We start from the raw sequence: 11,321 nt of genomic DNA on the forward strand, positions 1-11,321 counted from the left end.
CGAGCTACATGTTTCCGAAGTGTTAACTCTCCATCCATCGTCTACTCTACTCTTCAGCTCTTTACCTTCCCTCTTATTCTAGCCCTCTTTCGGCAGAGTGACAAAAGAGGGCTACAGCGCTTTGCGCTGTTATGAGGGACAGTGTTGAATCCTCAAAGCTATGTACCAAAAGCCTATTCCCTATTCCCTATTCCCTATTCCCTAGCGCAAAGCGCTATAATGATTGACCGGTTAATGAGAAGCCTGAGTTAGAGCTTTGGCTTGTAAGATTAAATCCTGATCTTGGGCACAGATCTCCCCTCCTTTGCGATCGCCTAATTGGTCTAACGCCAACAGAGAAGCATACTTAAGATCGAAGATCGATGTTTTCAGGGCCTCATGTAACAGGGGAATAGCTTCTGTTGCACCTAAATTTCCTAGGGAGATCGCCGCAGCCGCCCTAGATTTTTGGAATTGAGGAGCTTCATTGTGCAAGGCTTCCACCAGTAAATCATAGGCAGGTGAGTACCCTAGCCATCCCAAGAGTTTAACCACATGATAATGAGCGCCATAATCATTATTTGCTTTCTCAGCAAATGTGGCTAATAACGCTTCTGGTGCCTCTTTTGGGTAGGTGTGCAGGAGGGTATAACTGGCTAAATAACAGCGCCCAAAATCCGTACTATAGAGTTCATTAATCGCAAACTCTATGCTCGGGGTTTGATCATATTCGTGGACAAATTCTAGGGTATCTGGATGATCTCGGATGACCTGGTCAAAATACGGTTCGACCTCGGAAAAGGTAAATTTCTGGGCAGCAATTCCACTTTGAGCCAGATGTTTAATCCCCCGCAGACGAAATACAATGGAAACTGGACATTGGACAATTCTGGGCAGAGCTGGATAATAATAAGTATCCATTAAATCTTGGATGCAAGCTCGGCGCACATTAAGATTGTCACTATGCAGAAAGTCCACTACCCGATCCATGGAACTGAAATCACCACTTAACTGACAAGTCGCGGCGATCGCCACACTGGAAATACACAGATCGTCTGAGTCTATAAACGGTTTAATTGCCTCTAGAGCAGGTTGATAGCCTAACTGGGTCAGAACTTGGATAATCACCCGATAGCTTTGATTCGGTTGCCGCAACAGTTGGCTGATTTGTTCTAAAATTTGCGGGTCATCTGTCCCGATCTGGCCGATCGCCCAAACCGTATTCTCCACTGTATAGATATCCGAGTCCGTTAAACACTCGCGCAGGGTAGGCATGGCGATCTCAGCCTTCAATCGTCCCAAGCTCTCCACCGCCTTACGTCGGGCAATCCGATTATACAGATCGTCCTCCTGATTTTGAATGGCCTTGATCAGGGCAGCTATCGACCGTTCTGTGGGATAGCGCATCAGGTGGCAAGCCGCCACATAGCGATCGCTCGGATCGGCTAACTGATCCAAAGGCATCTCTAACAGGGCGATCGCCTGGTCTTCACTTAAATTAAAAAGCTGAGAAAATCGTTTATCCATAACTCAAGCACTGAACTAGCATCAGCAGATTTCTTAAAAATACCTTGAAATCAACCCTTTCTGGATCAGTGATACCGTTCTTTACCGATTTATCATCTGGCAATCATTAATAAAATCCTCTGAATTGTAAAGGATTATTACATTGTTTATCATAAAGCTACCATCAGTCCCCATCATCTCCTATAGTCAGTTATGACCAGTGCAAAACGGGTCACTTAAAATTCAACTATTGAGAGGGAAACATTTCAATGCTTGACGCTTTTTCGAGAGCTGTGGTATCAGCAGATGCCAGCACTTCCACTCTGAGCAGCGACAAAATTGCTGAACTCAAAGGTTTTATTACTGAAGGCAACAAGCGCTTAGACGCTGTTAATGCTGTAGCTAGTAACGCAAGCTGCTGCGTTTCTGATGCAATCACCGGTATGATTTGCGAAAACCAAGGCTTAATCCAAGCTGGTGGTAACTGCTACCCCAACCGTCGTATGGCTGCTTGCTTACGTGATGGTGAAATCATTCTTCGCTATGTCACCTACGCCTTGTTAGCTGGTGATGCTTCTGTTCTCGAAGATCGGTGCTTAAATGGCCTGAAAGAAACCTACACCGCGTTGGGAGTTCCCGCAACTTCTACCGTTCGTGCAGTACAAATCATGAAGGCTGTTTGTGTTGCTCACATTACCAACACCAACACAGAAGAGCGCGCTGGAGCAAAATATCGTAAAAACGATACTCCCCAAGGAGACTGCTCTGCGTTAGCGGCTGAGTGTGCTGGATACTTCGATCGCGTTATTTCCGCTTTAAGCTAAAACCGATAAATCACTGCACCGAAGATCTACGGGCAATCGTCCCTTAAAAAGTAACACCGATCACATAAACCTGGAGATAGTAAAGAAATGAAATCAGTTCTCACCACGGCTATTGCTGCTGCTGATGCTGCTGGTCGTTTTCCTAGCAGCTCTGACCTAGAGTCTGTTCAAGGTAGCCTCCAACGTGCGGCTGCTCGTTTGGAAGCTGCTGAAAAACTCAGCGGTAACGTTGATGCTGTTGCTCAGGAAGCTTACGATGCTTGCATCAAACAGTATCCTTACCTGAACAATTCTGGTGAAGCCAACTCTACCGACGTTTTTAAAGCTAAGTGTCTGCGTGACATCAAGCACTACATGCGCTTGATTAGCTACTGCTTGGCTGTAGGCGGTACTGGCCCTCTTGATGAGTGGGGAATTGCTGGACAGCGTGAAGTTTATCGTGCTTTAGGTCTGCCCACCGCTCCTTATGTTGCAGCTCTGAGCTATGCTCGTAACCGCGGTTGCGCTCCTCGCGATATGTCTGCACAAGCTCTAGTTGAGTACAATGCTCTCCTAGACTATGTAATCAACTCCTTGTCCTAGTCTATAACTGGGAAAAATTTGAGTTGGGTTCTTGAACATTAAGGATCAAGACTTAAACTTTAGAGGACTCTAAGTCTACAGCTTGGCTTCATATGCAGTCAAGTTCAAGACTTAGAGTTCTTGGTTTGTTAATTGTTAATTATTCTATAATTAAATACAATGACCCCAGATACTAACGCTTTATTTACACAGCTTACACATCCCAATCCAAATTTAAGAGAACGGGCCATGGTACAGTTAGCTGAAAATCGAGACGAAAATACCATTGGTCGCTTAATTGAGATGGTGAAGGAAGAGAATGTGGATATTCGGCGACCAGCAGTGAAGGCGTTAGGGGTAATTGGTCCGGATGCAATTGCGCCCATTGTTTCCCTATTGGAGTCAAGTGATAATTCAACCATTCAAACGAGTTGTGTAAAAGCGTTAGCCCAAGTTGCGGTCAATCATGGCCCCAATGCTTTTCCAGAAGAAGGAGTAGAAGGTTTAAAGCTGGCCTTGAATCATCCCAATCAACTGGTGAATATTACTGCAGTGATGGCACTGGGGGCTGTAGGTTCACCGATGTTAGAGTTGTTAGTAGACACCCTAAAAACAACAGAAAATGTAGCTTTAGGAGTATCAATTATTAATGCTTTAGCCTCTATGGGAGATGGTCGCGCTACAGAAATCTTAACCCAATTGGCCAATGATGAATCGGCGGATACTTATATTCGGGAATCAGCAACTAATGCTTTACCTCGCTTAGAGCAAACTATTCAATATAGCGCCGGTAATTCATAATAATTCCACCGACTGTCACTGCCAATGTATCTGTCATAATTCACCTCGTTTTAATTAACAATGAACAATTTAATAATTGTTAGTCGATCTGTTGTACGGTTGCTTTAGAGATTTCTGAATCCCTATATTGCGAGATAATTAGAGTCTGATTGTCCGTCGATCCTGCTTTTTTGCCGTGTCAATTAACGCTTGGGCACACTCAGGAAGGGAAGCAATGGTTAAACAAGAGAGCAAGAGTAAGCTGTCAATAGAACTACTAATACCATCCGTACACAACAGGAGCCGATCTCCAGGTTCTAAACTCATCTCAATCAGTGGATCTCCCGGCAAGGTCTCCCGACCGAGATAAAATTCCAACTGATTTCGACCCTCATGATACTGACCCATTTCCCGCGTAATCATGCCTCCGCGCACCAAAGCAGCCGCAACCATATGATCGAGGGTGAGTTGCTCTACGCGGCGATCGCGGCGATGATAATGAAACAAGGGACTATCGCCGATATTCGTGGCGATCGTTCATAATGGGTAAAGGGTAATAGGCAGTAGTAGGAGCAAAAAAACTTTTGCCCCTACTTGTAGTAATCAGGGTTTACATTTAAACCGTAATTCGGAGAGAAAAGAGCTTACCCTTTAGAAATCATACAACTGCCGATATTTCTGCTGAATATAATCCAAAAATGGGGTAATTTTCAGATCGCTACCAGTGACGTTTTGCATTAACTCTAATGGGGTATACACACTGCCAAATTGATAGATACGATCGATTAACCAATTCTGTAAAGGGGCAAAATTACCTTGGGCAATATTGTCTTTAAGGTGAGGAAGATCCTGGAGAGCTGCTTGATAAATTTGAGCGCTCATGACGTTTCCCAAAGTGTAGCATTGGAACATGGCTCCTAGAGTCGAGGTATACCAATGAACATCCTGAAGCACACCCAGGCGATCGCTCGGCGGACACACTCCCAGATCGGACTGATAGCGAGCATTCCAAGCATCAGGCAGATCTCGTACTTCTAACGATCCTTCTAATAACTCTAATTCGAGATCAAAACGAATCATCACATGAAGATTATAGGTAACCTCATCCGCATCCGTACGAATGAGCGATCGCTCTACCCGGTTGATCGCTCGATAAAACGTATCTAAGGACACCAGTTTCAGTTGCTCTGGAAACATTTCTTGCAACTGGGGATAAAAATACTGCCAAAATTCTGGCGATCGCCCGACCAAATTTTCCCACAGTCGAGACTGACTTTCATGGACTCCAGCAGATGTCCCTTCTCCTAAAGGTGTACCTTCTAACGTGAGATCTAACCCTTGCTCGTAGAAAGCATGACCCATCTCATGGATCGTACTAAACAAAGCCTCCGTCAGATCGTTTTCCCGTACACGAGTCGTAATCCGCACATCGCCAATGGAAAAACTGGTGGTAAACGGATGCAAGCTTTCATCCTGACGACCGCGATCAAAATCATACCCCACTTGCCGCAGAAGATTCAGGGTAAACTGCAATTGTTTTTGGCGATCGAACCCTTGCTGCACACAGGAGACATCGAGTTGGGGGCAAGAGGCGATCGCCTCCACCAAAGGTACTAACTCCTTACGCAACTCGGCAAACAACGGTCTCAGCGTCGCCGTTGTCATCCCATAATCAACCTCTTCAATTAATGGATCGGCAACATGATCATAGCCAGAAAAAAAATTCGCATATTGGCGAGTGAAATCCAGGTTTTTTTCTAACTCCGCTTGCACTAGAGCAAAATTATCTTCTTCCTTAGCTTTAGCCCACGCTTCATAACATCGACTGCGATGGGCTGAAAACCGAGCTACAAAATCCCCAGGTACTTGGATAGCTCTTTGATAATTCCGATAAGTGAGGCGAATCAAACTTGCTTCTGGGGAACTATAATCCCAAGTTTTCTCCTGAGTCTGTAAATCCGCTAACAACTGTCCTAACCTAGGATCGGTCAACTTCTGATGAGCAATTTGGCGCAAGAGGGCCATCTGTCGTCCCCTCGCTTGCGCCCCTCCAGAGGGCATATAGGTCGATTGATCCCAATAGAGTACGGAAACAGCCGCATTAATATCGTAGATCTCGGTGACCCGCGTTTTTAGTTCTTCTAATTGAGGAGTTGTAGACTTCAGGGTTGCTATCATTTTTCAAAGAGAATGGGTTGAAGTGATCGGATTAAACTTTATCCAAGCAACACTATCAGGTTGTGGCTAAAGTTTTTGTATATTGTCTATAGAAATGATGACACCCTGCAAAAAAATATCCTTTTTCAATTCCGTGGACAGATCCCTCTAGAGTGAATCCTGTTTTACACGCTCACGGAAACAGTACCAAGAGTAATAAGCCATTCAATCCGTCTCTCTCGATCTTCCTAAACTAGCCCTCGATCAAGACGATGTCGTTTTCGTGCGATCGAGCCAATTGACATTGCGTAACCAATGCCACACCCCAGTTGGCCGACGAATGGTAATCCCTTTAGCTTCACCCTGTTCATGGGCCACTTCTTCGAGTTCCACTATTTCAAAGTCGTATCCCTCTTTATTTACCATTTGGATAAATGCCTCCGGGTTAGTCGCTTCTTCCAACGCTTCGCGTAAATCTTGATGTTCTGGCTTTTCATTGTCCATCACCTCGTGCAAAAACCGTATTACTTCCTCTTTAGACATAGAAATTGTCTCCTCCTTAATTTTGTAGACCAGGCGTAACTCTTGAGCATCTTACTGAGAATAATTGTACTCTATTGATTCAGCTCCAAAACTGAAAATTTTCTAATTATTGCCAATCCCGTGGAGATTGGTGAGTATCATAACCTCCAGTTCTCATTAACCGATCCAACTCGCCCGCATCAGTAGAAATCTTTTGTGCTTCCTCAATCGTAATCCGGCCATCTAAAATCAGTTTATACAGGGATTGATTCATCACACACATGCCCTCCATCTCGCCCGTTTGCATTAATTGGAACGCTTCCTCTTCAGCGCCTTTCAATAAATAATCTTGCATCGCTGGAGTATTCACCAAGATTTCATGGGCGGCTGTTCTTCTTCCATCCGTGGTCGGAAGTAGTAATTGAGCCACAACCCCCACCAGACAATCTGCTACTTGAATGCGCACTGATGGCTGTTCTTCAGCATTATAAAGGTTTAAAAGACGATTGATGGCATTAATCGCATTGCGAGTATGGAGGGTTCCTAACACCAAATGCCCGGTTTGAGCGGCTTGCAAAGCCGTATTTACAGTTACGCGATCGCGCATTTCCCCAATTAAAATCACATCTGGGTCTTCCCGCAAAACCGATCGCAAGGCTTGGTGAAAATCATGGGTATGCAAACCCACTTCCCGTTGACTGAGTAAACACTTATGGGATGGATGCACATACTCAATGGGGTCTTCAATGGTGACAATATGCTTATGTTCGCTCTTATTAAGAAAATCAATCATTGCTGCCAATGTAGTTGATTTTCCTGATCCCGTTGGCCCAGTAACTAAAATAAGACCTTGTTGACTACAAATGATATTTTGTAGCACTTCCGGTAAACCCAATTGCTCGATGGTGGGAATCTCCAAACTAATCAACCGTAACACCATCGCTCCACCAGTTAGGGAGTCAAAACAATTGACCCGACAGCGCACCAATCCTTCATAAAATATGGCGGTATCTAATTCCTTATCTTGGGCAAATTGTTGCCGTTGCTCTGGGGTAAGAATATCAGCCAGATACTGTTCAAAGAGTTCTGGCGTAACCACATTTTGCTCTTTTAACTTCATCATTTTGCCTCGCACTCGAAATCGAGTCACCTGCCCAACCCGAATATGAACATCTGAGGCTTTATTGGCGTGGGCGTGTTTAACAATTTTTTTAATTAAATTTCCGGGTTGAAAGGGTTTGGAGATTTGAGCTGCGTGGCTAGGTGGAGGCAAGGGTTTTTTTGTTAAATTTTGACCTTTATCGGCATCAGAAACAGTCATTTTATGGGTCTCCTCTGTTCGGCTTTAACCATTATCCCTTTTAATATTCTGGCATACAAAACGGGGGTTCGCGCGTTAATGGGTAATAGGCACAAGACAAGAGGCAAAAGGCAAAATCTGGTTTTCCCTTTTACCTCTTGCCTATTCTTCAATCAAGAGAGCAATTTTACCCATCATTGAACCTTTTTCGAGGAGTTCATGGGCGGCGGCGGCATCTTTTAGGGCAAAAGTGGTTCCCAAATGGATTTTTAGGTCTCCCCGATCAATTAAACGAGCGCACTGCTGGAGAATTTTTGCTTGATTTTGTTGAGCAGACACCAGACCTTGCACCATGGGCGTGAGCATTAATTCTAAACTAATGCTCAGATTCCGGTCTCTGGCAATTTTCCAGTTAGTATCAGCGGCGGGAGACAGAATAGTAACGAGATCGCCATAAATGCGAACTGTGGGAAAGGTTTGGGCAAAGGTTGCCCCACCTACAGTATCGAAGGCTACGTCAACTCCTTCTCCCGATGTCCAGTTGAGCGTTTCCTGAACAAAGTCGGTTTCTTTATAAAAGATCGCTCGGTCTGCACTTAGGCTTTGCACAAAGTCGGCTTTTTCTACGGAGCCGATAGTGGTACAAACCGATGCACCTTGCAATTTAGCGAGCTGTACGGCCACATGACCCACTCCACCGGCACCAGCATGGATGAGGGTGGTTTGGCCGGGTTGCAGGCGAGCGCGGTCATACAGAGATTCCCAAGCAGTAATGAGTACCAAGGGCGCGGCGGCGGCTTCTGCAAAGCTGAGGGATGTGGGTTTGTGGGCTACAAACCGTTCATCCACAGTGGCAAATTGGGCGTAGTTTCCCGGATGGCTGCCGAGTCCAGCGTTGCAAAAATAGACTGCATCACCGACGTTAAAGTTTTGCACCTCTGACCCGATCGCCTCTACAACTCCTGCCCCATCGCAACCAAGAATGGCAGGCATTCGATCGGGGTAAAAGGTTCCCCGTTTCCGCAGTTTGGTGTCAATAGGGTTAACTCCAGCCGCTTTCAGGCGAACCAGTAGTTGGCGCTCCCCTTCGAGTTTAGGTTCCGGGACATCCTGAAGTTGTAGCTCATCTGGCCTCCCAGGAGCGCTCATCACAATCGCTTTCATAAGTTACGTCGATCGACCTCCGAATGGTTAATGATGGGAGACTAAAACTCCAGGTTCTTTCTGAATTGGTAAAACATGGACACTATCGAGTTGGGCACAATATTCAATATCTTCTATACCATTTAAACCCAGTAGTCGCTTACCATGACTAGCTTGTTGGAGCAGCTCGACTAATTCTTCTTGCCATTGGCGATAGAGGGCAATAGCAGCAATGACTTCATCGTTCACTTCCGAAACCGCAGAAGAAAGGGGAAATTCCGTTAACAGACTATGGGCGATCGCCCCCGCACAAACGGTATCCTCTAAGGAGAATTGCCCTTCCCATCCCGATCCAACGATCCAGATACTCTCTGGTTCGTGGCTAGTAATATAATTGACGACTGATTGACGATTAATTAAGGCTCCAGTAATGACGCTTTTTGCTGCTTCTACCCGCTGTAGAGCGCGAGTCCCATTGGTTGTACTCATAAAAATACGCTTGCCTTTGACCACCTCTGGCGTACAACTTAAGGGGGAATTGCCAAGATCGCATCCTTCAACTTTTGCTCCTCCTCTCTCTCCAAAGCGTAGACGTTGATCTTCTGGCCATTCCGTACTGACATCCATCAGTTTCTGTATATCGCTAAACACTTGTACCGCTTCTGCGCCAGAGTCAAGGGCTGTGGCAATAGTCGTCGTAGCCCTAAGAACATCTACGGCGATCGCACATTCGGGTAAATGGTCAGTCGGGGTTAATTCGGGCGTATGGTAAACAAAAAGTTTCACAACCTCACCTGGAGTTTTGAGTAACAGTCAACATCCCATTTTAGGATTGTTTGAACCTTTCCGCATTTAAGCGACAGTTTACCGCATATTCTGTAAGCTAAATGGTGATTCGTGAAAAGCAATTGTAAACTGGGATGAAACCCTTATAGTGCTGGGCGCTAGAAATAGGGCGATATAAAGATGGTGGTCTGTAGGAGTCTGTATGTTCAGTTGGTTCGTTCTACTCTTGTTTGCGTTAGATGGTTTGTTATGGGCAGAGTGGATGAATACTCTGGATCGGTTGAGCTGGCTGAGTGTAGGTTGGGGTTTACTGGCGATCGCCGCTGTGGAGTGTGTACGTGATGGTTATCACGCTCTAGCCCATGTTTGGAAGCCTCTCTATCGCTTGCATGTTTGGCATCATCGGGTGTTTCGCCCCGATTTGACTCCCGTTAACACAGAGATTTATCAAAAAGCCCATTGGTACAATGATGTGCCGGAAAGTCTGGTGATGTTACTCTCTGCCAGTTTAGGGTTAGCTATAGCTGTCTATTTCAACGATCGACTCTGGGGCATAGGGGCGGCCATTCTTTATTCTGCTACGTTTTTATTAACGGCCATGGGTCGAGGATCGGGAATTCCGGGAATGGAGGAGTGGACAGACTCAACTCACCGTCCAGGGGCATTTGATGCTATTCCTAGCCAGGGAATGGTCAATCGCAGTTATCATTGGCGACATCATTTTGATAATCAGAATGCTTATTTTTGTGGCACGTTTACATTGGTGGATCGGATTATGGGAACGGCTTTATCTTTAAAGGGCAAAACAGTGGCGGTAACGGGTGCTTCTGGATCGTTGGGGCGATCGCTGCTTTATAATCTACACTTACAGGGTGCAAAACCCATCGCCCTCACCTCTGGAGAGGATGATATTGAGATTACGATTAACTCTGAAGCTGTAGCTATTCCGACTATTGCTTGGCAAGTGGGGAAAGAGTCGGAACTAGAGGCTCACCTGCAAAAGATTGATATTCTGATTCTCAACCATGGCATTAATGTGCATGGCGATCGCACTCCAGAGGCGATCGAACAGTCCTATCAGGTGAATGCTTTTTCCACATGGCGGTTGATGGAGCAATTCCTCAAAACCATTCACACTAACCGAGATATGGCTTGTAAAGAAGTTTGGGTAAATACGTCTGAAGCCGAAGTTTCACCCGCTTTCAGTCCCTTATATGAACTCTCTAAACGCACCATCGGCGATCTAGTTACCCTGCGTCGTTTGGATGCCCCTTGTATTGTTCGTAAACTGATTTTAGGGCCATTTAAGAGTAATCTGAATCCTATTGGGGTTTTATCTGCTGATTGGGTTGCCGAACAAATTATTCATCAAGCGAAAGCCGATAGTCGCAATATTATTGTGACAATTAACCCCATCACATTTTTAGCGTTTCCGATTAAAGAATGGTGCAATTCCTTATATTTTCAACTCTTTAGTCAAAAAGCCACCCCTCTCGATCCAGAGACTGAAACGGAACAACAAGGGGTCTAGAAGTGGTTTGATTCTCCCCTGAAAAATGGGCAGCATCAAGATTCCCCATTCCCTATTACCCATTCCCTCGACTATGATACCCAGATTTTCGTTATAGCGCTTTGCGCTAGGGAATAGGTAATAGGGAATAGGGAATAGGGTTGTGGTATATGGCTTTAAGGATTCAATACTGTCCCTCATAGCAGCGCAAAGCGCTGTATCCCTCTTCTGTCACTCTCCGAAAAGCTTTAGC

Annotated in this window: 11 protein-coding genes; 4 read left to right on the forward strand and 7 right to left on the reverse strand. The window is 45.4% G+C overall.

What is annotated here, in order from left to right; genetic code table 11:
- Positions 1-231: 231 nt before the first annotated feature.
- Complete coding sequence (locus tag J7545_RS15120; RefSeq protein ID WP_318719773.1) at positions 232-1,506, reverse strand: HEAT repeat domain-containing protein; 1,275 nt, start codon at positions 1,504-1,506, stop codon at positions 232-234.
- Between the two features lie 248 nt (positions 1,507-1,754).
- On the opposite strand from J7545_RS15120, the gene J7545_RS15125 reads away from it, so the two are divergent.
- The 3 genes from J7545_RS15125 (at position 1,755) to J7545_RS15135 (ending at position 3,671) form a co-directional block, all read left to right on the forward strand.
- Complete coding sequence (locus tag J7545_RS15125; RefSeq protein WP_318699287.1) at positions 1,755-2,309, forward strand: bleomycin hydrolase; 555 nt, start codon at positions 1,755-1,757, stop codon at positions 2,307-2,309.
- Between the two features lie 87 nt (positions 2,310-2,396).
- Entirely contained in the window at positions 2,397-2,891 is a 495-nt protein-coding gene (locus J7545_RS15130; RefSeq protein WP_318699288.1) for a bleomycin hydrolase, read from the forward strand.
- A gap of 159 nt (positions 2,892-3,050) precedes the next feature.
- The gene (locus tag J7545_RS15135) at positions 3,051-3,671 is read left to right on the forward strand and encodes a HEAT repeat domain-containing protein (protein WP_318699289.1); all 621 of its coding nucleotides are present in this window, start codon (positions 3,051-3,053) and stop codon (positions 3,669-3,671) included.
- A 138-nt stretch (positions 3,672-3,809) separates the two neighbouring features.
- On the opposite strand, the gene J7545_RS15140 is transcribed toward J7545_RS15135, so the two are convergent.
- From J7545_RS15140 to J7545_RS15165, 6 genes are all read right to left on the reverse strand, one after another.
- Positions 3,810-4,157 carry a hypothetical protein gene (locus J7545_RS15140; protein WP_318699290.1) on the reverse strand — a complete coding sequence of 116 codons (348 nt, stop codon included), beginning with the start codon at positions 4,155-4,157 and terminating at the stop codon, positions 3,810-3,812.
- Positions 4,158-4,301: 144 nt separating this feature from the next.
- Positions 4,302-5,825: a carboxypeptidase M32 gene (locus tag J7545_RS15145; RefSeq protein WP_413038687.1), complete on the reverse strand. Its 1,524-nt coding sequence runs from the start codon at positions 5,823-5,825 to the stop codon at positions 4,302-4,304.
- Between the two features lie 246 nt (positions 5,826-6,071).
- On the reverse strand, positions 6,072-6,350 hold the full coding sequence (locus J7545_RS15150; RefSeq protein WP_318699292.1) for a Nif11-like leader peptide family natural product precursor: 279 nt from the start codon (positions 6,348-6,350) through the stop codon (positions 6,072-6,074).
- A gap of 106 nt (positions 6,351-6,456) precedes the next feature.
- The gene (locus J7545_RS15155) at positions 6,457-7,650 is read right to left on the reverse strand and encodes a PilT/PilU family type 4a pilus ATPase (protein WP_318699293.1); all 1,194 of its coding nucleotides are present in this window, start codon (positions 7,648-7,650) and stop codon (positions 6,457-6,459) included.
- A gap of 141 nt (positions 7,651-7,791) precedes the next feature.
- Entirely contained in the window at positions 7,792-8,793 is a 1,002-nt protein-coding gene (locus tag J7545_RS15160) for a zinc-dependent alcohol dehydrogenase family protein (RefSeq protein WP_318699294.1), read from the reverse strand.
- A 27-nt stretch (positions 8,794-8,820) separates the two neighbouring features.
- On the reverse strand, positions 8,821-9,558 hold the full coding sequence (locus J7545_RS15165) for a 2-phosphosulfolactate phosphatase family protein (protein ID WP_318699295.1): 738 nt from the start codon (positions 9,556-9,558) through the stop codon (positions 8,821-8,823).
- A gap of 262 nt (positions 9,559-9,820) precedes the next feature.
- Here J7545_RS15165 and J7545_RS15170 point away from each other — a divergent pair, with 262 nt between their 5' ends.
- A complete protein-coding gene (locus tag J7545_RS15170) occupies positions 9,821-11,089 on the forward strand; it encodes a bifunctional sterol desaturase/short chain dehydrogenase (protein ID WP_413038688.1) in 1,269 nt (422 codons plus the stop codon).
- Positions 11,090-11,321: the final 232 nt, after the last annotated feature.

Source organism: Roseofilum sp. SBFL (genome assembly GCF_017746885.1).
Classification (GTDB): domain Bacteria; phylum Cyanobacteriota; class Cyanobacteriia; order Cyanobacteriales; family Desertifilaceae; genus Roseofilum.

What these genes read in the sequence shown, in the direction of transcription:
- J7545_RS15120 (WP_318719773.1), bottom strand. Translation starts at nt 1,506, where the DNA reads ATGGATAAACGATTTTCTCAGCTTTTTAATTTAAGTGAAGACCAGGCG.
- J7545_RS15135 (WP_318699289.1), top strand. Translation starts at nt 3,051, where the DNA reads ATGACCCCAGATACTAACGCTTTATTTACACAGCTTACACATCCCAAT.
- J7545_RS15130 (WP_318699288.1), top strand. Translation starts at nt 2,397, where the DNA reads ATGAAATCAGTTCTCACCACGGCTATTGCTGCTGCTGATGCTGCTGGT.
- J7545_RS15150 (WP_318699292.1), bottom strand. Translation starts at nt 6,350, where the DNA reads ATGTCTAAAGAGGAAGTAATACGGTTTTTGCACGAGGTGATGGACAAT.
- J7545_RS15160 (WP_318699294.1), bottom strand. Translation starts at nt 8,793, where the DNA reads ATGAAAGCGATTGTGATGAGCGCTCCTGGGAGGCCAGATGAGCTACAA.
- J7545_RS15125 (WP_318699287.1), top strand. Translation starts at nt 1,755, where the DNA reads ATGCTTGACGCTTTTTCGAGAGCTGTGGTATCAGCAGATGCCAGCACT.
- J7545_RS15170 (WP_413038688.1), top strand. Translation starts at nt 9,821, where the DNA reads ATGAATACTCTGGATCGGTTGAGCTGGCTGAGTGTAGGTTGGGGTTTA.
- J7545_RS15155 (WP_318699293.1), bottom strand. Translation starts at nt 7,650, where the DNA reads ATGACTGTTTCTGATGCCGATAAAGGTCAAAATTTAACAAAAAAACCC.